This window comes from Pontibacter sp. SGAir0037, from assembly GCF_005491705.1.
GTDB lineage: Bacteria > Bacteroidota > Bacteroidia > Cytophagales > Hymenobacteraceae > Pontibacter.
On sequence record NZ_CP028092.1, the window covers coordinates 1,819,204 to 1,842,656 of the forward strand.

Here is a 23,453-nt window from a genome sequence, read left to right on the forward strand (position 1 = left end):
TAAAAGGTTCACACAAAACAGGAGACAACGTAGTGGTGGAAATAAACGATAAATGCTAATACCGCCACTACAAAGCCATTAAAATAGCAATATACTTTAAGCAGAATTTCGCTCCGCATTGATAATACCAAACGAGCAGCGCATTACCAGCTTTTCGTATACCTGCTTGTTGCCGGCTGGTTTATTCTCTTCTTCCATTTCTCTTATCTTGGTAAGTGCATATTGCTGTATGGTTAAAAGAGGCAATTCAATGCGCTGGCGCATCTGTATTGACAGCCTGTTCACTGGTTTGTCTTCCATTAAATGAGTAGCACCGGACAAGCCCAGTACATACTTCTTCGATCGCTCAAACTCTTCGTATATTTTCTTCCAGAGTTCTCCATAGTTCTTGTGCTTGGCCAGAAAAGCCGTAAGCGGAAAGAAACATTTACTCATGGCCATTTCGCAGTTGTCCATCAGCGTCTTAAAGAAAAGCGAACGCTGGTAAAGCTCTTTTATAGCTTCTCCCTTGCCTTCTTCTTCGAGTTTCTGCATGGCAAAACCTACTCCGTAATAACCCGGCAGGTTCTGCTTCAACTGGCTCCAGGAGCCGACATAAGGCACGGCGCGCAAATCATTCAGGTTTAACTTACCCGGTTTGCGTTTAGAGGGCCTGCTCCCGATATTCGCTTCGGCATAATACCGCAACGGGCTGGCATAGTTCAGGTACTCCAGAAATTCCGGATGATTCTTCAGCTCACTGTATGCCTTGAAACTTTCATCGGCAAGCCGCACCAGCAGTTCTTCTTCTTCAGGTTTCAGGGTAGTATCCTGCGACGTAAACAGGTTACTTCTGATACCCGCATGCAGCAACTGCTCCATATTAAACTGGGCAGAATCTTTTGTTCCGAAGTTAGAACTGATGGTTTGCCCCTGAATCGTCAGCTGTATTTCTTTATTGGAGATATTATTTCCCATCGAAGCGTAAAACTGATGGGTCCTGCCGCCGCCGCGTGCCGGAGGTCCTCCTCTGCCATCAAAGAAGATCACCTCCACATCATACTGCTTCGATATCTGGGTAAGCTGTTCTTTTGCTTTGTAAATGCTCCAGTTCGCCATTAAATATCCACCATCTTTCGTACCATCCGAAAAGCCCAGCATAATGGTTTGGATATTGTCGCGCGCTCTCAGATGAGCTCTATAGGTTTTGTTCTCATAAAGCGATTGCATGACATCAGCTGCATTTCTCAAGTCTTCGATAGACTCAAACAGCGGTACTATATCTATCGTTAATTCGTGGCGCTGCCAGCCGCTTAGCAGGAACAAGCCATAAACCTCCATTACATCCAGTGCTTTTGTGCTGTGGCTGATAATGTACCTGTGGCAGCCATCCTCCCCGTTTCCGAGCTGAATGGTTTTGATGGCCTGCATTGTCTCTATCGTATCACGGAACAGCTCATTTTCCAGCTCAGCAGCATCAACTGTTGCATCTGCTGCAAGCAAAGCCTCCATTTTCTCGTCATCCGTTAGCTCTTTGTAGTTTTTTGGCAGCGCAGTGGTTTCCTGGGCAATTGTTTCCAGAAGTTCAGCATGCACTGAACTATCCTGGCGAACATCAAGCGAGGCAAAGAATAGCCCGAACAGCTCCACCTTCCGGAGAAGCGTTTCAACCATGTCCAGAAACAGGCTGTTGTGGCGCTGAATAATAGTTTCACGGATACGGGTGAGGGTATCCAGAATCTCTTCTTTGGTAAGATCTATTTCATAACCCGGTATAAACAGATTGTTGTATAGCTTATCTTCGAGTTTAGCCAAAACATCAGCCACACCTTTAAAGGTGAGCCTTCTCTTTAACCGGCGCACATCCAGGTAATAGGATTTAATGATACTGCCCCGTAAAGCCAGCGCTACTTTTAGAGTGATGCCTGCATTTACAAAAGGATTGCCGTCCCGGTCGCCCCCCGGCCAGAAGCCAAGCCGGATAAGCTGGTTTGTATTACTTACTTCTTTCGGAAACTGGCTTTTCAGGTAATGCAGGATTTGTCCGGCTGATTGATAAAAGACATTTTCTAGGTACCAGATCAGGTTAACGGCTTCGTCGTAAGGTGTCGGCTTTTCGTTTTTGAAGAAAGGAGTTTTTCCTAACTGCTGAAGGTAGCTGTTTACCTGGGCCGTATTGTCGCTCATAAGCGCTTTCGACAAATCATTGATGATGCCCAGCACTTCACTCGGGTAAAACTGCGTGGGATGTGCCGTTAACACCAGCCTTACCGAAAAATCCTTTAACTTTTCGGCCAGCTGCACCTGTGCCTGCGGGTGCATCAGTTCTGACTTCAGATGCTTTAAAGTTCCTGCTCCGGTAGTATCGTTTATATCGCGGTAGGCAGCATCTTCCAAAGCATCAAAAAGAACAACCTGCCGTTCTGCATACTGTACAAAACGATATAACAGATCAATCTGCTCTTGCTCGTGCTTATAAGAGGTATATTGTTTCAGGAATGAACTGATGATTTCTACAGGGCTTTGTTGCTTGGCATAACCTTCTTCGCAGTGCACCAGGAAAATAGATAACAGCACACCTGTCTTCTCCACGCGGTGAAAAGGAAGTGCAGTAAAAAGGCTGTTGTACAACTGGAATTTTAGACCTACCTGTTTATTGTAAATCTGTAAGGTACTATTAGCAGTGCCGCTCATAAAAGTTCTTTCTTTAATCAATAATACGTTAATTTATAGGTTCTCCCTGTAAACCAGGACTATATTTGAAAAAATACCACTAAAAGCTATTTTGTGTTAAAAAATAGCAGCAAAAGAGCACTATTTTTTGAATTCTTAAATATAAGGAGTTTTTTTTAAAATTAGCTTTTTTCTATGCTTCTGCCACTTCTACAATCTTATAACTCCTTACATTTAGCTGTAATACCGGAAGCTTACAGGCCTATAATAAGATTACCTAATAAGCAGTAAATTCACTGATAGTACGTCTTTATCGCATTATAAAAGCGCTATCCATTATAATTACAATTCCTGAAAAATCTATTCAGAACAGGTAACCCCAATCAATAGTAAGCCTCTACCAGTTGTCCCGCACATGCTATCTACAGCACACGCCCGACCCATAGTTAGAACATTACCATGATCAGGCTTGGCCACAAGAATTCCTATATAGCTTATGTTGATTTTATAACTTTATCAGGAACAGATAAAATTTGAAATAGCAATATCTTTTTAACTGCATATATAAAGTTATATTTTATTGTTATTTTTCAAGCATATTCTTTATTTATTCATATTATAATTTATCTGAATTCTGAAGCTTATCTTTATATTTGCATCAGACGCAACAGGCCTATTCGAAAGCGGCCACTGTGTGAATAGCTTAACATCTAACACTAAAAATTATACTTAACAATGATATAAAAAATCAATAGCTTTTTTATAGCCAGCTACAAATCAGCCATATTTACTTTTCAACTTTAAATGAAAACGGGAAAACTTTTAGCCATTTTTCTCCTGATTTTTATATTTGGTTGCCAGATTAACGAAGCCAGCGAAGCTGCTATTCCAGAGGCGATTTCTGCCGAATCGGAATTGCTTTCCTATGTCTTCTTAAAATCGAATAACCCAAGCCTTTCGGCAGACATTGCTGCCGACATTTCAGGACCAAACATTATACTTACAGTTCCGGACCATGTTAACCCGGAGCAGCTTGTTGCAACCTACACCACCCGATCTGCCAAATCGAAGCTGTATGTAGACGATGCTGAGCAGGTCAGCAGCCTGACAAGGAATGATTTCTCCAGCCCCGTATATTATAAACTGGTAACTGAAACAGGCGCTGCGATTAGTTTTAATGTAGAGCTTAACTCTTACTTTCCTGATCTGGACCTCGCGGCGCGACAGGTAATGCAACGGTATAAGATACCGGGTTTGTCGGTTGCCATTGTCAGGAACGAAAAGCTGGTAGCAACCAAGAGCTATGGGTATGCAAACATCGAACAGAACGAACTGGTCAAAAACAACAGTAAGTTCAGGATTGCCAGTCTTTCAAAGCCTATTACAGCCATTGCCGTTCTTAAATTGGTACAAGAGGGTAAGTTAAGCTTAAACGACAGAGTGTTTGGCAGCCGTGGTGTGCTTCAGTTTGACTATGGTACTCCAAGACCTGGCTCTGATATAGATAAAATAACTGTGGAGCATCTGCTGGAGCATAAATCAGGCTGGGTGAACGAGAAGGGAGACCCGATGTTCATGAACTTTAGCTCCTCACAAAAGGAGCTGATAACTGACGCCTTACTTAACAAGCCTTTGAAATATACCCCCGGCACCAGTTACAACTACTCCAACCTAGGCTACTGCATACTAGGCCGCATCATCGAAAAAGTTTCAGGCATGCCTTATGCCGCATATATCCGAACAGAAATACTGCTTCCTTCGGGCATTACAGATATGGAGATTGCCGGAAATACCTTTGAGCAACACCTTCCGCAAGAAGTAAAGTACTACCAGAACGATGCTACGCCCTATATGTATAACATCAGCCGCATGGATGCCAATGGAGGCTGGGTAGCAACCGCTACAGACCTGATGAAGTTTATGGTGCGCATAGACAGGAACCCGTCTAAGCAGGACTTTGTACTGAGCAGCCTTTTAAAAAGAAGTTACCTGGGATTTCTGAATTGGAGCCATTCCGGCTCTTTACCGGGCACTTCGGCGATGCTAACCAGGCTGAATGACGAGTTTAGCTTTGTTGTACTGGCTAACACCCGCAACGAAGAGCAACCGCTGTTAGTGGCTGAAGAGATTAACAATGCTATAAAAGATGTGATTCTGCAACACCAGGTATGGCCGGATGTGGATCTGTTCGATAATACCTCAACTACCAATCTCATACAATTAGCTGCACAGCAGGAAGAGGTGGAATAACAGCCCGTTTTAGAAAAGAAGAACAAAGTCGCTGCCTTGTATGTACAGGCAGCGACTTTGTTTTTAACGGTGCTGCTCGTATTGATTAACAGCTATTGCTTGCTTTAAATAAGCCATTTCTTCTTCAGATAAAGCCGGAGCATCCGCTATAAGCAACGCCTGCTCCAGTTGCTCCTCGGTGCGTATACCGGCCACTACCGAAGTGACAGCCCCATTTTGTAGCACAAACCGCCCGGCCACTGTTGCCGCATCTCTAGTAGTAGCTGCAACAGACGTAATAGCTTCAGCTGCTTTCGAAACTTCAACCGAGCTATAACTCAGGTAGCTTTTAGGCTCCTTCCCCAGTAAGAGGCCCTGTGCAAAGCTTCCCCTTGCCAGCACCCCCACCTGGTTTTCCTGCAGCAATTCTAAAGCAGTTTCCTCCGGCCTTCTGTCGAGCAGGCTATATTGCATCATAACACTCACAATGCCTGAGCGCTTCACGTATTCCCGGATCACATTGGGCCTGATAGAGGAAATACCGTAGTACCTGATCTTACCTTGTTGTTTCAGCAGTTCAAAGGCTTCGATGGTTTCGTCTATCGGGTCTTCTATGGTTCCGCCATGCAGCTGATACAAATCAATATAATCAGTTTGCAGCCGCTTTAAACTTTTCTCTACAGCTTCCAGGATGTAGCTTTTGCTCGGGTTCCAGTCCCAGCCACTCCCATCTGCGCGCAGTTGATTACCTGCTTTTGTGGCTAAAAGCACTTTGTTGCGCAGGTTTTTAAAGGCTTTGCCCACGGTAGCTTCATTCGCACCTGCCCCATACAGATCAGCGGTATCATAAAAGTTTATTCCTTTATCGAATGCACGATGCAGCAATTTGATGTTCTCGTCTTCGCTACCGCTCAAAGACATACATCCAAAACTTACCCCGCTCACCTGAAGCGAGGACTTTCCTAGTTTACTATACTTCATTTCACCTGCTTACATATCAGACAAATTACCATAAATCATGCACCGTGGGTTTGATGTACTTATCGTAAATCTGCTGCACCCCTTGCATCTGATTTTGTGTGAGGGCAGGCAGTTCTGCTGCCTGTATGTTGGAATCTACCTGCTCCGGCTTGGATGCACCAGGAATCACCGTGCTAACTTCCGGAAACATCAGCACCCATCTTAAGGCCCAGGCTGCCAAAGGCTCCTGACCGGGAAACAGCTTTTTCAGCTCCTCTACCGCTTCCAACCCCAGGTTAAAATCCACACCCGAAAACGTCTCGCCTTTATCAAACGCTTCTCCGTTCCGGTTAAAGGACCTGTGATCTTCAGGACCAAATGTAGTGTCGGCAGACATTTTACCTGTCAGCAAACCGCTGGCAAGCGGCACCCGCACAATTATGCCGCAGTTGTTTTCTTTGGCTCTGGCAAAGAATCTTTCATGAGGCTTTAAACGGAACATGTTGTAGATGATCTGCACCGTCGCCACATTCGGGTACTGCATTGCCATCAGCGCCTCATCCACCAGTTCCACACTAACACCTAAATTCTTTATCTTCCCCTGCTCCTTTAGCCTGTCAAAGGCTTCAAAAATCTCAGGCCGATTATATACTTCAGTTGGCGGGCAATGTAGCTGAACCAGATCGAGCGTGTCGAGTTTCATGTTCTGCAGGCTTTCCTCAACATACTTTACCAGCTTTTCCGCCGTATATCCTTCAGCCGTGTGCGGCTGAATCTGGCGACCGCATTTCGTAGCTATGAAAATTTCCTCGCTTCTGTTTTTTACAACTCTCGCCACAGCCGCTTCGCTCAGGCCATCACTGTATACATCCGCAGTATCAATAAAATTAACTCCGGCATCAATTGCTTTGTTGATGATCGTTTCCGCATTCTTATCATTAAAAGGATCGCCCCAGCGCCCACCGACCTGCCAGGTTCCTAATGATATTTCAGAAATATTGAATCCTGTTTTTCCTAGTTTTCTGTAATGCATCTTCTTGCTGTTTGTTTATACAAAGGTAGCTATTAAACTTTACGGCCATATGCAGCCTCATACTTGCCCACCTCCTTTAGGTCTTACCGCTTTTACTCTTCTAATGTTGATGTTTCAGCTGTATAAATTAAGTTCTGCTAAAAATCAAAAAAGTTAAGTTGCTTTTAACTAAAAATATAGTTAATTTGATTTTACCGATGCTCTTAACTTAATCGAACTACTATGAAAAAGATTACCGTCCTTATTTCCCTTTTTAGCTTTTCGCTGTTTTTAGAAGCAAACAAAGCCCATGCCCAGTTAAAACATTTCCCTGTTATCAACCTGTTCTTTAAAAACCAGTTCGACAAGCAGGGCTTACACCATGGCAGATGGGTAACCTTTACCGAAGGTACAGCTCCTGAAGAAAGAACAAAGGTGAAGGGCCGCTACAAACATGGCTTTATGGTAGGCAAATGGCGCACCTTCTACCCCGACAACAGTTTAAAACTGGTAGAAAAATGCCGGAAAAAAGGCTGGGAAAGCCTTATTCATACTACCCAATACTATCCTAACGGAACGGTGGCCGTTACGGGCACCGCAGCATACAGCCTGATACCGGATAGCACCCGTTATTACCGTACCGGAGAGTGGGTTTACTATCACCAGGATGCTTCCCTCGACCGGAAAGAAAAGTATGAGGACGGATGGCCGGTTAAAACCACTTATGCCGATGGACGCGTAGTAGTCTCCAAGCCAGCCAAAGCAGCTGTTAAAAAGTATAAACCAGGTGAAAGACCTGCTTTTGTGAAGAAAAACAGCTTTAAAATGACCACTGACAGCGAAGGACAGCAAATCATCATAAATTATGATGCCCAGGGAGACAGCACCATTACTGTATTACCTCCCCGGACAAAAGACTGAAAAACTGAAAAAGCTAAAAACAATTCTTTATTTTTCGATTACTTTAATCAGTGTGCCTTTCTCCAGCCTGTCTGATAACTGCATGCCGTTGAGGATGGCCATTTCCTCCATTCTGTTAGATGCTACTTTATAGTTCTGTAAGGCCTGGGTTAATGTCGTAGCCTGTGCTACTGTTTTCACCCGCACCCTTTCCGGCTGTCTGTTTAACTTTTCTGTGTCAGTTAAAGCTTTAAATGCCTGCATGGTAGCCTGAAAAGCAGGTGCATAATTATTGAAATCGGTTTGCGTGCTGATCCCCATAAGGTTGTAGATATTGCCGCCGTACTGGTACAGGTATATCAGTCCTCTTATTGCCTGCTGCTGCTGCTGCTGCTGCTGTTGCTGTTGTTGCTGCGGCTTCTGATCAACGACCATGGCAAGCGCCTGAATATTGTTCACCGTCACGTTCTTAGACTCCAGCACCTCTAACTGGTATTGCTGCACCAGTTGCTGTGCCGCCGCTGACAAAGACGATCCTGCTGCCAAAGTTAAATTCATGATAGCTTTTCCATCTTTAGGGGCCATCTGGAACTGGGTAGGCGAATTCTGATGCTGCCAGCCATTCGGTACCGGAAACTGGAACTTGAGTTCCGGGTGGTAAAAAACGCTGCTTTCTACAAAGCCCTGCTTAGGGTCTTCGCCATACACAATACCGTCGATCATGCGCAGATAATTGTTGCGGTTTACCTGCGGACTGGTTAAGCTTAATTTCTGCTTCCATTCAGCCGCCAGTTGCTGCACAGTAGCATACCTGTCTTCCGGAGAAGGGTGTGTAGAAAGGAAATCAGGTATCTCCTCTCCTCCTGCTGCTACCTGCTGGCGGTGCAGTGTCTGAAAAAAGTCTGCCATATATTGAGCATCATACCCAATTTTAGAAGAATACTCCACGCCTAACCTATCCGATTCGCGTTCGGCGTCTCTTCCGAATTTAAGAAACAACAAACCAACCCCCTGAGAGGCAGCTTCGGCAAATTGCCCGAACTCCGGCGATACCACCATACCCACAATAAGAGCTCCCTGAGCCAGAACAGACTTGCTTTGCTGTTGCGCGGTATGCCGCGCCGCCACATGCCCTATTTCATGACCCAGCACACCGGCAAACTGCGCCTCGTTGTTGAAATGTGCGAGTATGCCCCTTGTAAAATAAACATAACCTCCCGGTACGGCAAAGGCATTAATCACAGGCGAATCAAGCACCCTAAACTCGTATTGCAGGTTATTCCGGTGAGAGATCTTTGCCATCTGCTGGCCTTTTTCCTTAATAAAGTTTTGCAAGGTGGCATTATCGTACAGGCCGAATTCACTTACAATCTGCGGATCGGCTTCTTTGCCCATAGCAATTTCCTGCTCCTCCGAAATAAACATAAACTCTCGTTTACCAGTAACAGGGTTTTTGGCACAGGAATCCAACAAAAGCATGCTGCAAAAGGTAAAACAGATGGCAATATATTTTTTCATTATCGATGTTATACGTTTAGTCCAATTTATATACAGGCTTTGCACCTGTAATTCCGTAACAGATTGCAACGCTTAAACACAGTATAAGTTACAACAGGTATAAAAAAGCCGCCTGTTATCAAAAAAAAGCTTCTTGAGCGCCCACTACTTTTAGTTATAAATTGCCTGGTACTATATAAGAGCTGTATAAATTGCTTACGCTGTTCCATGTCCAAAAAAGCCTTTATCCTGCTTCTAATAATTTAGATAATATAAGTACAGACATAAGATAATTGATAACTTTGAAAATCTGCACCCAAGCCCGTTTTGCCCTTTTAAGCAGCGTGCTTACCAGTATTGCTTTATAGAAGTGTTTATTGATCGGATTTATAATTTACAAAAGCATAAACTTAAAGTAAATAATTAAACATGGACTTTAAAGGTATCCAAGAAAAGTTTGAAGAACTGTATGGAAAAGCGCCGATGCTGGTGCGCTCTCCCGGAAGAATTAACCTGATTGGTGAACACACCGACTATAACGATGGTTTTGTACTCCCGGCTGCTATAGATAAAGAAATGATCATTGCGATTTCTGAAAACGGCCGTACCAACTGCCGCCTTTATTCTTACGATTTTCAGGAATCTTTCGAAACAGAACTCGGCAACCTGAAACCTTCTGAAACGGGCTGGGCAAACTACATTTTAGGCGTGGTGGACCAAATGCAAAAGGCTGGGTATACCATCGGTGGGTTCGACTGTGTTTTCGGGGGAAACGTTCCTGTTGGAGCCGGACTTTCGTCTTCTGCAGCCCTGGAATGCGGAGCAGCCTTTGCCCTGAGCCAGCTATTTAACCTTGGGGTAGAGAGAACACAGCTTGCTAAGTTTGCCCAGAAAGCAGAACATGAGTTTGCCGGTGTAAAATGTGGCATCATGGACCAGTTTGCCAGCGTAATGGGTAAAGAAAACCACGCCCTGCGGCTCGACTGCCGCTCCCTTGATTTCAGCTATTTCCCGATAAACCTGCAGAACTACCAGATCGTTTTATGCGATACCCAGGTAAAACATTCGCTGGCCAGTTCAGAGTATAATACCAGAAGGCAGGAATGTGAGCAAGGGGTAGCCGCAGTTCAGCAAAAACACCCGGAAGTGAAAAGCCTGCGCGATGTAACGCTGCCAATGCTGGAGGAAGTAAAGCAAGCCATCGGGACAGTAGTGTATAACCGTTGCCGCTATGTCATTGAAGAGAACGAGCGTTTGCTGGCAGGCTGTACCTTGTTAGAGCAGGGCAATATAGAAGGATTCGGAGAAAAGATGTATGGTTCGCATACAGGTTTATCCGCTTTATACGAAGTGAGCTGCCCTGAACTTGACTTTCTGGTAGATTTCACGAAAAATACGGCTGCCGTGGTAGGTAGCAGAATGATGGGAGGCGGCTTTGGCGGCTGTACCATTAACCTTGTACTTAAAGAAGAGAAGGAAGCTTTCATCAGCCAGATCAGGGAGGCTTATAGGCAGGAATTTGGAGTCGACATGAAGACCTATGAAGTTGCTATTTCAAACGGTACAAGCCAGCTTGCTACAGCCTAAACGTTACCAGATTTACTTTTAACGCTAGAAAACTATTTACATGAGTCAGTTTAATTTTGAGGACCATTCGCACAGAAGGTATAATCCTTTAACAGCTGAATGGGTTCAGGTTTCTCCTCACCGCGCCAAAAGGCCCTGGCAAGGACAGGAAGAGCAGGTCTCTGAGGCTAAAAGACCAGCTTATGATCCTACCTGCTACCTGTGCCCCGGCAATACACGTGCAAACGGCGAAGTAAATCCTGATTACACAGGCACCTATTCTTTTCAGAACGATTTTGCCGCTATTACAGAAGATGTACCGAGTGGCGAAATGGCGGAAGGAGAGTTTTTCCTGGCTAAAAGTGAAAGGGGGCTTTGCAAAGTAATCTGCTTCTCGCCCCGCCACGACCTTACCATACCCGAAATGGAGGTAGAAGGAATAAAAGAAGTCGTGGAGCTATGGAAGAAAGAATATGTGGAGCTTGGCGCCAGGGACTATGTTAACTATGTGCAGATTTTTGAGAACAAAGGTCAGGTAATGGGTTGCTCTAATCCGCACCCTCACGGGCAGATCTGGGCACAGGAATCCATTCCGGATGAACCGCTTAAGAAGCAGCTTCAGTTTTCCCGCTATTACGAAAAGTACGGCCGTACCATGCTGATCGACTATCTGCATGCCGAGCTTGAAAAAAAAGATCGTATTTTGTTCGAGAATGAGCATTTTGTAGGTTTAATTCCGTTTTGGGCAGTGTGGCCATTCGAAGCCATGATTATTCCACGAAGGCATATTTCGGATATAACGGCATTAACTGATGCAGAAACACGCTCGCTGGCCGATGCCTATAAACAGCTTACGGTGATGTACGATAATATTTTCGGCATCTCCTTTCCCTATTCAGCAGGCATACACCAGGCCCCTACCGATGGCAAAGAACACCCGGAATGGGACATGCACCTGGTATTTTACCCGCCCTTGCTTCGTTCCGCAACTGTAAAAAAATTTATGGTTGGCTACGAGATGCTGGCAAATCCGCAGCGAGACATAACACCGGAAACAAGCGCTGCTCTCATGCGAAAGCTGCCTAAAGTGCATTATAAATTACAGAAGTAGCATATCCTGTATTCGTGCTTCCGAAAAGAGAAATTTGAAAAACAGATTTCTCTTTTTCTTTTCCCGAGCTATACCATCTGCATCTACGGGTTCAGAAGCACTTAATATGTATTTATTTTAATTTACCGGTTATGAATCTAGAAACGCATTATAGACAGCTCTGGCAGCAGTCGTCTCAGTCCTTCAAACAAGGACTTTTTGAGCTGGACCCGCTCCTTGATGCCTCTTCCGACCGGAGGTATGGCCTTACATTACTTCTCAGGCCAGCCCCACACGTTTTAGAAAAAACACAAGGTTTTTTAGCAGACATCAGGTTGCTAGAGCCGCATCAGTATTATTATCCTGCCTCAGATATTCATGTTACAGTGATGTCAATCATTTCCTGCTACGAAGGCTTTCTTCTTTCCTCTATCAACTTGCAAGACTATACTGAACTGGTAGCCGAAGCAGTCTCTGTTATTAATCCTTTCACTATTCACTTTAAAGGTATTACGGCCTCACCCTCTTGTATTATGGTGCAGGGCTTTCCTGCAGCTAATAGCTTAAACAAGTTTCGAGACGTTATCAGGGAAACTTTTAAAAGATCAGGCTTACAGCAGTCCATGGACCGCCGCTATACAATACAAACAGCACATAGCACAGTTATACGATTCCGCCGCCAGGTAGAACAACATGAAAGGCTTTTGCTGAAGCTGGAGGAATACAGGGACTACCATTTCGGTTCCTCAGAGATAGTGCAGGCAGAACTGGTGTACAACGACTGGTACCAAAGAAAAGGGAAGGTACAGGTATTACAAACCTTTAGATTTTAGCTTTTCTGACTTTCTGGTATACCTCCTGGGTGCTAAGTGGTTAGGAGAACCACCTCCTACTCATAATAAATTTACTCATTATCAATCCTTTAGCACAAATAAATTATTTTATTGCATTTTTATCAAAATTCATAAAACCCAATATAGATACTCTTACGTATAAGGTTTCTATAAAAACATACATCATGAATTACGGAACAGTAAAATTTTTTAATGACTCGAAAGGGTTCGGTTTTATCAAAGACAAAGATTCAAACCAAGAGTATTTTGTACACGTTTCTGGCCTCGTAGATGAGATCAGAGAGAACGATGAAGTTACTTTTGACTTACAGGACGGGAGAAAAGGATTAAACGCCGTAAATGTGAAACGCGCTTAATTAAAGATATAACCAGACAGCAAAGCCTTGTACTCAGAGTACAGGGCTTTGCTGTTTTTTAGGCGTAGAAGGTGGTTAAACCTCGCTTTATTATAGGTTTTTAATTATCTTTCGCTCAAATTTCAAAACCTAATCTATGTATACAGGAATACTGCATTTACACTCCTACATGGCTTACCTGGTTCTTACAGGCCTGGCTATTTCTATTATAGCTGCCCTGGTAGGTTATAGCAAAAACAGACCTTTTACAGATGGAGACCGAAAGCTTGGCTTACTGGGCCTTATCCCAACTCACCTGCAATGGGTATTTGGTGCTATATTGTATTTTGTTTCTCCCCGTGGTGCTTCCCTCGCCTCCGGTGAAACAATGAGTGACTCTGTTTCAAGATTGTATTTTCTGGAACACCCGCTTACCATGATTATTGCAGTTGTACTGATAACTGTTGGATATTCCAGAGCAAAACGAATGATCGGGAACCGCAAGGGCTTCTCCAGCATCTACATATTTTATGCGATTGGCCTGATTCTAATACTTGCCAGAATTCCCTGGATCTCCTGGCCTGGTAACTAAGTCATCCAGTATCATATAAAAAGCAAGAGGTCAGGCTAAAGTTGTCTGACCTCTTGCTTTTTATACTCGCTCTGCAACTGCTTGTGGTTGCTTCTTTAGCAGAACACCTCTCTGGTACTGCCGTATACCTTTTACACTTGAATGTAGAAATATGGAAATGAATGTGATTCACGATGACGATGATCTGAGGTTTTATGCCAAGCTTGGAGATGAGGAAGCAGAACTAACTTATACGTATCCCGAGGACGGTGTGCTGGACTTTGATCATACTTTTATCCCGGAAGATTACCGGGGCCAGGGGCTTGCCAATAAACTTGTAAAGGCAGGTCTGGATTATGTAAAGGAGAACAACCTGAAATTTATACCATCCTGCCCCGCAGTAGAAGCTTATACACGGAGACACCCGGAGTATAATGAATACATGAGCTGATAAAATAAAAGGCCCCGGACTGATCGACAGTCCAGGGACTTTTTATTACTACTATAGCAACAAATTTAAATGATGGTGCTTAACCCAAGTTCAATATTACTTCTGTGAGGCAAGGTTTCTGTAGCACCCTCCAGCACATAATACGCAATAAAGCTACCCACCTGGTCTGTGGTATAAGCCATCGTGGCTGCATTTAAATCCGGAGTTAATATTTTTTTATCTAAAGCATTCAATACCGCTTCTTTTACAAGCCCCGCTTCATCCTGTAAACCAAAATGCTCCAACATCATGGCAGCCGATAAGATAGTGGCAATCGGATTGGCTATATTACGGCCTTTGGCCTGAGGATAGGAGCCGTGTATCGGTTCAAAAAGTGCTACCCGGTCTCCTACAGAGGCAGAGGGTAATAAGCCTAGCGAACCCGCAATAACCGAAGCCTCATCTGATAAAATATCACCGAACATATTCTCCGTCAGAATAACATCAAACTGTTTTGGGTTCAGGATCAACTGCATGGCGGCATTGTCTACAAACAGGTAGTCAACGGCTACATCAGGATAGGTTGGAGCGATTTCCTGTACTACTTCACGCCATAAGCGCGAAGTTTCCAGCACATTGGCCTTATCTACTAAGGTTAGCTTATTACGGCGGTTTCCGGCAGCCTGAAAAGCCAGATGCGCAATCCGTGCAATTTCATCGCGGCTATAGGTACAGTGGTCATAGGCTCCATCGGCTGTTCTGCCTTTGTCGCCGAAATAGATGCCTCCTGTAAGCTCCCGGAAGAACATCATATCAGCTCCCTTTATGCGGTCGTTCTTTAACGGAGAGTGCTCTACCAGCACATCGTAAGCTGTTACAGGACGAATATTGGCATACAACCCAAGCGACTTGCGCAGACGCAGCAATCCTTGTTCAGGCCTAACTTTAGCCGACGGGTCGTTATCGTATTTCGGATCGCCGATAGCGCCTAACAAAATAGCATCTGCATCGAAACAGGCATCCAGTGTTTCTTCCGGTAAAGGTTTACCGGTGGCATCTATTGCACAAGCACCCATTAACTGGGCATCGAATGTGAACTGATGCCCAAAACGCTCTGCTACGGCTTCTAAAACTTTAATTGCCTCATTACACACTTCCGGTCCTATTCCATCTCCTGATAGAACGGCTATTCTCTTTTTTAATACGCCCATGCTCTGTTCTTTTCGTAAGCTTCGATTGCTTCTTTTTGGTTTACTAAAAAATCAATGTCATCATACCCGTTTATAAGGCACTCTTTCTTATAAGGGTCTATTTGAAAAGAAACTTTTTCATTCCAGGCCGGAACAAAAAACTCCTCATTCACCAGATCAACTACAAGTTCTGTTTCCGGGTCCAGCTCTATCTGCCTAAAAAGCCTTTCGAGCATTTCGTTTGATACCTGCAAAGGCAGCAGCCCATTATTCAGGGCGTTACCCCGAAAAATATCGGCAAAGTAGCTCGATATAACTACTTTAAAGCCAGCATCATATATGGCCCAGGCCGCATGTTCGCGGCTGGAGCCGCAACCAAAGTTTTGCCCGGCCACCAGAATTCTGCCGCTATAGCGGCTGTCATTCAGCACAAAATCAGACTTCGGCTGGTTATCGCTGTCGTAGCGCCAGTCGCGGAACAGGTTTTCACCGAAACCCTCCCTGGAGGTAGCCTTCAGAAAACGTGCCGGAATGATCTGGTCTGTATCTATATTTTCAATCGGAAGCGGAACTGCCGACGATCTTAACACTTCAAACTTTTCCATTAGTTCAGATATTGAGTTATATCCACAATCTTACCTTCTACAGCGGTTATGGCAGCCACAAGCGGACTGGCCAGCAAGGTTCTGGAGCCGGGGCCCTGGCGGCCTTCAAAGTTTCTGTTGGAAGTAGATACACAATAAGCGCCTACCGGAATTTTATCTTCGTTCATGGCAAGGCAGGCACTGCAGCCAGGCTCACGCAATTCAAAGCCAGCTTCAGCCAGAATCCGGTCAAGCCCCTCTTCTTTCGCCTGTATTTCCACCTGCTTCGAGCCCGGTACTATGATGGCCTCCACGTGCTGTGCTTTCTGCTTGCCTTTAACATAGGCAGCTACTGTACGCAGGTCCTCGATGCGGGAGTTGGTACAGCTGCCTATAAACACGTAATTGATCTCTTTCCCCAGCAGTGATTCACCTGGTTGAAAGCCCATGTACTTTAAGGATTTTTCGAAGCTTACAACCTCGTTTGAAGGCACGGTAGAGGGAATAGGCTCCGTAATAGCTATGCCCATGCCCGGGTTAGTGCCATAAGTAATCATAGGAGTTATCTCATCCGCCGCAAAGAAATATTCTTTGTCGAAAGTAGCATCTGCATCTGAATACAGGGTACGCCAATAAGCAAGCGCCTGCTCCCAACGCTCTCCCTGCGGTGCATAAGTGCGGCCTTTCAGGTAATCGAATGTGGTTTCATCCGGCGCAATCATACCTCCACGGGCACCCATTTCGATGCTCATGTTACAAACCGTCATACGGCCTTCCATACTTAACGCGCTGATGGCACTACCGGCATACTCCACAAAATAACCAGTCGCACCGCCTGTTCCCAGTTTAGAAATCACATACAGGATCAGGTCTTTGGCAGTAACACCGGCACGCACATTTCCCTCTATGGTAATACGCATTTTCTTAGGCTTACTTAAAAGCAAGCATTGCGAGGCCATTACCTGGGCTACCTGGCTGGTACCTATACCAAAAGCAATAGCACCAAAGGCACCATGCGTCGACGTATGGCTGTCGCCACAAACCATGGTCATGCCAGGCTGCGTGATACCCAGCTCAGGGCCAATTACGTGTACAATACCCTGGTTCTGGTGCCCCAGGCCGAAAAGCTCTATGTTGTGCTTGGCACAGTTCTGGGTCAGTTTATCTACCTGCGAGCGCGACAGCGGGTCCTGTATAGGCAGGTGCTGGTTACGTGTCGGAACATTATGGTCAGCAGTTGCCACAATCTGGTCTTTGCGGAACAAAGGCAGATTACGTGCTGCAATTTCATCAAAAGCCTGCGGGCTCGTTACTTCGTGTATCAGGTGCTTGTCAATGTAAAAAACATCTAAGCCACCCGGTATAGAACGCACCACATGTGCGTCCCAGATTTTTTCAAATAATGTCTTTGCCATCTTTTAGTTTGCAGCAATCAGATTCTCTTGTTCCACCAATGAATGCAAGTCTTCATCCACTACTTCTTTTTTATTGTCTGCTACCTGCAGGAAAAGCGCGTAAGCTTTGTCTAATGTTTCTTTACTGAAATCGTAGCCAATTTTCTGCAACCTGTAAGCCAGGGCAGCACGTCCGGAGCGGGCTGTAAGCACAATAGACGAATTGTCGACGCCCACATCACGCGGATCGATGATCTCGTACGTCTCACGATGTTTGATCACACCATCCTGGTGAATACCACTGGAGTGAGAGAAGGCATTTGAGCCGACAATTGCCTTGTTAGGCTGCACCGGCATGCGCATCATGTGCGAAACCAGGTTAGAGGTTTCTGTCAGTAACTTTGTATTGATGTTGGTATCCAGGTTCAGGTAAGGGTGCTGACGCATGATCATGACCACTTCTTCCAGGGCAGTATTACCGGCACGCTCTCCTACTCCGTTTATAGTACACTCAATCTGAAGCGCACCATTCATAATACCGGCAATGGAATTAGCAGTAGCTAATCCTAAATCGTTATGGCAATGGGTAGAAAGTCGTACCTTCTCTACTCCCTTTACATTTTCGTAGAGGTATTTTATTTTAGCGCCGTACTCATGTGGCAGGCAGTAACCCGTAGTGTCCGGAATGTTTAAGACAGTGGCCCCCGCCTGAATAGCGGCTTCGCAAACGCGTGCCAGGAAAACATTGTCGGCACGACCGGCATCCTCGGCATAAAACTCTACATCCTCTACGAAGCTTTTAGCCAGCTTAACAGCAGCCACAGCACGTTCTATCACGTCTTCCTGTGTGGTGCGCAGCTTAAATTTAATATGCGATTCAGAGGTGCCAATACCCGTATGTATTCTTGGATATTTAGCTAATTTTAAAGCATCTGCAGCAACACGAATGTCATTTTCAACGGCACGGGTGAGGCCACACACAGTTGCTTCTCTGGTTTGTGCAGCAATAGCCTTTACCGCTTCGAAGTCACCAGGACTTGAAACAGGAAAACCAGCTTCTATCACATCAACTCCCAGGAGCTCCAGTTGCCTGGCTATAACAAGCTTTTCCTGCATGTTAAGTTTACAACCTGGTACTTGCTCTCCATCGCGCAATGTGGTATCAAAAATTTGTATTTTCTGTGCTGACATCTTTTATTTGATCGTTAATGCAGAAACATTTTTATAGTATTGCCTCAAATTTCCTGCTTTCAGGATGGTTTCCAAAACTATTTAAACTTTTGCCTACTATTTCTAAGTACAATTTTATAAATTATATATTATTGAATAACAAATAGATAGACAATAAAAAACTACAATGTCTAACGAAATTAATGATCCTGTTTTTCAATTAGTGAAATCTCTAACCCGCTCAGAGAAAAGGCATTTCCGTTTGTTCACAAACAGACAAGGATCTAACGAAGGTTTAAAGTTCCTGCAACTTTTTGATGCCATGGATAGCCAGGAGCAGTACGACGATGAAAAAATACTGCAACAGGTTCCGAGCATAAAACGGGTACAACTGGCTAACCTAAAGGCTAACCTGTACAAGCAGATGCTCTCCAGCCTCAGGCTCTACCATGGCAGCCAGAATATGGATATACAGCTCAGGGAGCAACTAGACTTTGCGCGAGTACTCTACAACAAAGGCTTTTACCAGCAGAGCCTTAAAATGCTGGAGAAAGTAAAATTAGCGGCCTTACAGGCACAAATGCCTCATATTGCCCTTAATGCCATCGATTTTGAGAAGCTAATCGAATCGCAGTACATAACCCGAAGTCTGCGTGGCAAAGCCGAGTCCTTATCTGAAGAAGCCATAGAAATTGCTTCTCATGTATCCCGTATTCATAGCCTGTCGAATGTGGCGCTTCGGCTGTATGGGATGTATATCAACCTGGGACATGCCCGTAACCGCGAAGATCATGATGCCATCACAGCCTATTTTAAAGCTAATCTGCCTGAACTGAACATCCGTACCGCCAGTTTCCTGGAAAGGCTTTATTACTACCAGTCGAATGTGTGGTATTATTATGTGATTCAGGATTTCAGATCCTGCTACCGCTATGCACAGAAGTGGGTAGACCTGTTCGAGGAATATCCTGAGATGAAGAACCCGCATACCACACAGTATATTAAAGGACTTCATAACCTGCTACTGGCCTTATACAACCTGCTTTATTATACCAAGTTTGTGAAGGTGCTCGATAGGCTTGAGGCTTTCGCATCTGACAAAGACAGGCGCAGTAACCCTAATACAGATGTACTGCTGTTTCTGTACATTTACACCAATAAGATCAACGCCTTTTTTATGAAAGGTAATTTTTCGGAGGGGGTGCAGCTTGTTCCGGAATTGTTAAAACTGCTCAAACAATACCAGGCACAGCTAGACCCGCACCGCATGCTGGTCTTTTACTTTAAAATTGCCAGCCTGTACTTCGGAAGCGGTGATAACCGGATGGCTATTAAGTACCTGAACAAAATTATCCACTATAAAGACATTAACCTGCGCGAAGACATCCAGTGTTTTGCCCGCATCCTGAATTTAATTGCCCATTACGATGCCGGTGATGACTATGAACTCGATTACCAGATTCGCTCGGTATACCGGTTCCTGGGAAAAATGAACGATCAGCAGCAGATGCAGGTCGAGATCTTTAAATTTCTCCGTAACCTTGGCAACATTACGCCACATGAGTTGAAAGACGCTTTCATCACTCTTAAAGAGAAGCTTATCACCATTGCTGCCAACCCTTTTGAAAGGCGGCCTTTCCTTTACCTCGATATTATTTCCTGGTTGGAAAGTAAGATTGAGAATGTACCTGTGCAGGAAATCATGCAGCGCAAGTTCAGCAACCTGAAATAGGTTTATTTTAGGTGATGTGGAAATTAGGAGATGCGCGAATGAAGGTTAACGTGCAACTGCTCCTATCATACTTACGGAGGGGCTCACACCTTTCCTTTATTCCTAATTCCGAATTCCTAATTCCTAATTCTAAATTAGTCTCTGCTTAAGCGTCAGGTAGAATTACTGAATTCTCATAGAAACAGCTTCTATGCAGTCCGAAATTCACACTTTATCAAATACAGATATTTAATTTAATATATTATTCTTGGTTTAAGAAATGAAATCATATATTTACAGCTATATTTTTAACACTTTTACAAAGTGAGGAATCACTCTTGATGTTCAATCTATAGTTATAACCTTAAATTATTTCACCTTGAATGTAGCAGTTGTAAAAGAGAGCAAGGTACCCGAACAAAGGGTTGCGCTTTCGCCGGATGTTGTGAAGTCGCTCACAAAAGCCGGTTTTAAATGTGGCATAGAAAGTGGAGCCGGTATGGCGTCAGGCTTTTACGATAGTGCCTATGAAAACGCAGGGGGCATTATTTTCCCAGATAAGACGCCCCTTCTCGGTGATGCCGATGTCCTGTTAAAGGTAAATGCACCAACACCGGAAGAAGTACTGATGATGCGGGAAGGAAGTGCCGTCATTTCATTCTTATATGCCTATACCGTACCGGAAGTCGTGGATGTTTGCCTGCAGAAAAAGATCTCTGCTTTTGCCATGGATGCCGTGCCTCGAATTTCCCGTGCTCAGAAAATGGATGCGCTCAGCTCGCAGGCAAACCTCGGTGGCTACAAAGCTGTGTTGTTAGGCGCCAATGCATTGGGTAAGATTTTCCCGCTTATGATGACGGCTGCAGGCACCATCACTCCTGCCAGGGTACTGATATTCGGAGCGGGTGTAGCAGGTTTACAGGCTATTGCCACAGCGAAGCGTTTGGGTGCGGTAGTGGAGGTAACCGATGTGAGGCCTGAAACAAAAGAGCAGGTGGAATCGCTTGGAGGACGCTTTCTGGAAGTACAGGCAGAGGGTGTAAAAACAGAGGGAGGCTATGCGAAAGAGGTATCTGCTGAATACCTTCAAAAGCAAAAAGAACTGATTTCCAAACATATTGCTGATGCTGACTTGGTAATTACCACAGCGCTGGTTATCGGTAAAAAGGCTCCTATTCTGGTTACAGAAGAAATGGTGGCCAGTATGAAACCAGGCTCTGTGATTGTGGACATGGCCGTAGAATCCGGGGGGAACTGTGCCCTGAGCGAATTTAACCAGACGGTGGTAAAGCATGGCGTAACCATTATCGGAGAGGCCAACCTGCCGGCCATGGTATCTGTGAACGCCAGCGAGCTTTACGCCAAAAACATCAGTACGCTACTCCTCCACCTGGCCGGTAAAGACGGCTTTAAGTGGGAGTTGGAAGAAGAAATCACCAAAGGCTCCCTGATCACTCACCAGGGGAAATTGGTACATCAGTTTACAAAAGAAATCTTAGCTAAAACAGTATGAATGCAGAATCACTCTTAGTACTCCTTTATGTACTGGTACTGGCCAGTTTTATTGGTTTTGAGCTTATCTCTAAAGTTCCTCCTACCCTACACACACCGCTGATGTCGGGCTCCAATGCCATCTCGGGCATTACCATTGTGGGCGCCATTGTTGCCTCCGGCTCCCTACACTGGTCGGTTAGTAAAGGGCTTGGTATTGCCGCACTGCTTCTTGCCACCCTGAATGTGGTTGGAGGCTATGTGGTGACAGACCGCATGCTGAAAATGTTTAAAAAGAAAAAATAGCAGCTCATGGAGAAAGACTTACTCATTAAAATAGCATATCTCATCGCTTCGGTGCTGTTTATTGTAGGCATCAAAATGCTGGGCAAAACTGCCACAGCACGTAGAGGCAATACCTTATCGGCAGTAGCCATGTTGGTAGCTGTACTGGCTACGCTGCTCGATAGCCAGGTTTTAAGCTTTACAGAAATCTTTGTTACCATTCTGATTGGTTCGGCCATTGGTCTTATTGCCGCCCGCCGTGTAGAAATGACCTCGATGCCGGAAATGGTAGCTATCTTCAACGGCTTCGGAGGTGCATCGTCGGTGTTGGTAGCTGCCTCAGAATACTGGAGGCTGGCCCATGAGGCGGATCTCAGCATGCCGGTAGTAGTTGGCGTAACGGTTGTGATCAGTATCATTATCGGTGCCGTCACTTTTACGGGCTCTATGGTTGCCTTTGGCAAACTGAAGGGCCTGATAAACGGGAGATCCGTTACTTTCGGGGGACAACATGCGCTAAATGCCGTTCTTTTTGTTGCCGCACTTGCGTTATCGGTTATGGTGGTACTTAATCCGAATGATGAAATCTGGATGATAGGTGTGATTGGTGTCGGGCTTTTACTGGGCATCCTGACGGTTATTCCGATCGGTGGGGCTGATATGCCTGTAGTTATTTCCCTGCTGAATTCATACTCCGGTATAGCGGCCTGTGCCACTGGCTTCGTGCTCAATAACCAGGTCCTTATCATTACAGGTGCCTTAGTGGGAGCATCTGGCATCATCCTGACGCAGATCATGTGCAAAGCCATGAACAGATCACTTATAAACGTACTATTAGGCGGCTTCGGACAGACAAGTTCGGGCGCTGCCGCTGCCGGTGGCGAAGAAATCGTTGTGAAAGAAGTAGGTGTAGAAGAAACTGCCATGTTGTTTGATTCCGCTTCTTCTGTGATTATAGTACCCGGTTATGGTATGGCAGTAGCACAGGCCCAGCACGTGGTGCGCGAGCTAACCGACCTGCTTGAAAAACGAGGGACTTCAGTTAAGTTTGCCATTCACCCGGTAGCTGGGCGCATGCCCGGGCACATGAATGTTCTGCTGGCAGAAGCAAATATACCTTATGATAAACTGATCGAGATGGACCACATCAACGATGAATTTGCCAATACAGATATAGCTCTTATTATAGGCGCCAACGATGTGGTAAACCCTGCAGCCAGAACAAATCCCGGAAGCCCGATCTTTGGTATGCCTGTACTGAATGCCGACAAGGCACGCACTGTAATTGTTTGCAAGCGAGGTATGAGTGCCGGGTATGCCGGTATAGAGAACGAGCTGTTTGGTTACCCGAACTGTCTCATGCTGTTCGGAGACGCCAAATCTTCTATGACCAAAGTGGTAAGTGAGCTGAAGGAGATGGTAACGGCTTAATTATTACAAGCGCACCTATAGCACCACTTCTTACAGCTCAATTAAAAAGAGCGGCTTCTGTTTAGCTTAGGCTAACGGAAGCCGCTCTTTTGGTTAAAATG

General features: G+C 45.0%; 20 protein-coding genes. 12 read left to right on the forward strand and 8 right to left on the reverse strand.

Translation table 11 applies throughout. The features are described from left to right. Window positions 1-96: 96 nt before the first annotated feature. Window positions 97-2,694, reverse strand: a complete 2,598-nt coding sequence (locus C1N53_RS07510; RefSeq protein ID WP_240773423.1) for a phosphoenolpyruvate carboxylase — start codon at window positions 2,692-2,694, stop codon at window positions 97-99. A gap of 762 nt (window positions 2,695-3,456) precedes the next feature. Here C1N53_RS07510 and C1N53_RS07515 point away from each other — a divergent pair. Next, window positions 3,457-4,902 (forward strand): serine hydrolase, encoded by a 1,446-nt coding sequence (locus C1N53_RS07515; protein ID WP_137758722.1) that lies wholly within the window; start codon window positions 3,457-3,459, stop codon window positions 4,900-4,902. 63 nt (window positions 4,903-4,965) lie between these two features. Here C1N53_RS07515 and C1N53_RS07520 read toward each other — a convergent pair whose 3' ends face one another. Together C1N53_RS07520 and C1N53_RS07525 are read right to left on the reverse strand one after the other, a co-directional pair. Continuing rightward, window positions 4,966-5,862 (reverse strand): aldo/keto reductase, encoded by an 897-nt coding sequence (locus C1N53_RS07520; protein ID WP_137758723.1) that lies wholly within the window; start codon window positions 5,860-5,862, stop codon window positions 4,966-4,968. 25 nt (window positions 5,863-5,887) lie between these two features. Then, window positions 5,888-6,874, reverse strand: a complete 987-nt coding sequence (locus C1N53_RS07525; protein ID WP_137758724.1) for an aldo/keto reductase — start codon at window positions 6,872-6,874, stop codon at window positions 5,888-5,890. A 222-nt stretch (window positions 6,875-7,096) separates the two neighbouring features. Here C1N53_RS07525 and C1N53_RS07530 point away from each other — a divergent pair, with 222 nt between their 5' ends. Further along, complete coding sequence (locus C1N53_RS07530; RefSeq protein ID WP_137758725.1) at window positions 7,097-7,774, forward strand: toxin-antitoxin system YwqK family antitoxin; 678 nt, start codon at window positions 7,097-7,099, stop codon at window positions 7,772-7,774. Window positions 7,775-7,801: 27 nt separating this feature from the next. Here C1N53_RS07530 and C1N53_RS07535 read toward each other — a convergent pair whose 3' ends face one another. Next, window positions 7,802-9,271: a M48 family metalloprotease gene (locus C1N53_RS07535; protein WP_240773424.1), complete on the reverse strand. Its 1,470-nt coding sequence runs from the start codon at window positions 9,269-9,271 to the stop codon at window positions 7,802-7,804. Window positions 9,272-9,679: 408 nt separating this feature from the next. On the opposite strand from C1N53_RS07535, the gene C1N53_RS07540 reads away from it, so the two are divergent. The 6 genes from C1N53_RS07540 (at window position 9,680) to C1N53_RS07565 (ending at window position 14,117) form a co-directional block, all read left to right on the forward strand. Continuing rightward, window positions 9,680-10,837, forward strand: a complete 1,158-nt coding sequence (locus C1N53_RS07540; RefSeq protein WP_137758726.1) for a galactokinase — start codon at window positions 9,680-9,682, stop codon at window positions 10,835-10,837. Window positions 10,838-10,877: 40 nt separating this feature from the next. Next, complete coding sequence (locus tag C1N53_RS07545) at window positions 10,878-11,927, forward strand: UDP-glucose--hexose-1-phosphate uridylyltransferase (protein WP_137758727.1); 1,050 nt, start codon at window positions 10,878-10,880, stop codon at window positions 11,925-11,927. 131 nt (window positions 11,928-12,058) lie between these two features. After that, complete coding sequence (locus C1N53_RS07550) at window positions 12,059-12,739, forward strand: 2'-5' RNA ligase family protein (protein WP_137758728.1); 681 nt, start codon at window positions 12,059-12,061, stop codon at window positions 12,737-12,739. Window positions 12,740-12,924: 185 nt separating this feature from the next. Then, window positions 12,925-13,116, forward strand: coding sequence for a cold-shock protein (locus tag C1N53_RS07555; protein WP_137758729.1), 192 nt, complete (start codon window positions 12,925-12,927; stop codon window positions 13,114-13,116). A gap of 136 nt (window positions 13,117-13,252) precedes the next feature. Continuing rightward, entirely contained in the window at window positions 13,253-13,687 is a 435-nt protein-coding gene (locus tag C1N53_RS07560) for a hypothetical protein (protein WP_137758730.1), read from the forward strand. A 157-nt stretch (window positions 13,688-13,844) separates the two neighbouring features. Continuing rightward, window positions 13,845-14,117, forward strand: coding sequence for a GNAT family N-acetyltransferase (locus tag C1N53_RS07565; RefSeq protein WP_137758731.1), 273 nt, complete (start codon window positions 13,845-13,847; stop codon window positions 14,115-14,117). Between the two features lie 65 nt (window positions 14,118-14,182). Here C1N53_RS07565 and leuB read toward each other — a convergent pair whose 3' ends face one another. From leuB to C1N53_RS07585, 4 genes are read right to left on the reverse strand one after another with little or no spacing between them, the layout of a single operon-like run. Continuing rightward, window positions 14,183-15,307, reverse strand: a complete 1,125-nt coding sequence (leuB, locus tag C1N53_RS07570; RefSeq protein WP_137758732.1) for a 3-isopropylmalate dehydrogenase — start codon at window positions 15,305-15,307, stop codon at window positions 14,183-14,185. Continuing rightward, a complete protein-coding gene (leuD, locus tag C1N53_RS07575) occupies window positions 15,295-15,891 on the reverse strand; it encodes a 3-isopropylmalate dehydratase small subunit (protein ID WP_137758733.1) in 597 nt (198 codons plus the stop codon). Before leuD ends, leuB begins: the two co-directional genes overlap by 13 nt. Continuing rightward, complete coding sequence (gene leuC, locus C1N53_RS07580) at window positions 15,891-17,285, reverse strand: 3-isopropylmalate dehydratase large subunit (RefSeq protein ID WP_137758734.1); 1,395 nt, start codon at window positions 17,283-17,285, stop codon at window positions 15,891-15,893. The genes leuD and leuC overlap by 1 nt, the downstream gene beginning before the upstream one ends. Window positions 17,286-17,288: 3 nt before the next feature. After that, complete coding sequence (locus tag C1N53_RS07585) at window positions 17,289-18,455, reverse strand: 2-isopropylmalate synthase (protein ID WP_137758735.1); 1,167 nt, start codon at window positions 18,453-18,455, stop codon at window positions 17,289-17,291. Between the two features lie 166 nt (window positions 18,456-18,621). Here C1N53_RS07585 and C1N53_RS07590 point away from each other — a divergent pair, with 166 nt between their 5' ends. From C1N53_RS07590 to C1N53_RS07605, 4 genes are all read left to right on the forward strand, one after another. Further along, window positions 18,622-20,166, forward strand: a complete 1,545-nt coding sequence (locus tag C1N53_RS07590) for a hypothetical protein (protein WP_137758736.1) — start codon at window positions 18,622-18,624, stop codon at window positions 20,164-20,166. A gap of 358 nt (window positions 20,167-20,524) precedes the next feature. Continuing rightward, complete coding sequence (locus C1N53_RS07595) at window positions 20,525-21,658, forward strand: Re/Si-specific NAD(P)(+) transhydrogenase subunit alpha (protein ID WP_137758737.1); 1,134 nt, start codon at window positions 20,525-20,527, stop codon at window positions 21,656-21,658. Next, complete coding sequence (locus C1N53_RS07600; protein ID WP_137758738.1) at window positions 21,655-21,942, forward strand: NAD(P) transhydrogenase subunit alpha; 288 nt, start codon at window positions 21,655-21,657, stop codon at window positions 21,940-21,942. The genes C1N53_RS07595 and C1N53_RS07600 overlap by 4 nt, the downstream gene beginning before the upstream one ends. 6 nt (window positions 21,943-21,948) lie before the next feature. Next, entirely contained in the window at window positions 21,949-23,352 is a 1,404-nt protein-coding gene (locus C1N53_RS07605; RefSeq protein WP_137758739.1) for an NAD(P)(+) transhydrogenase (Re/Si-specific) subunit beta, read from the forward strand. Window positions 23,353-23,453: the final 101 nt, after the last annotated feature.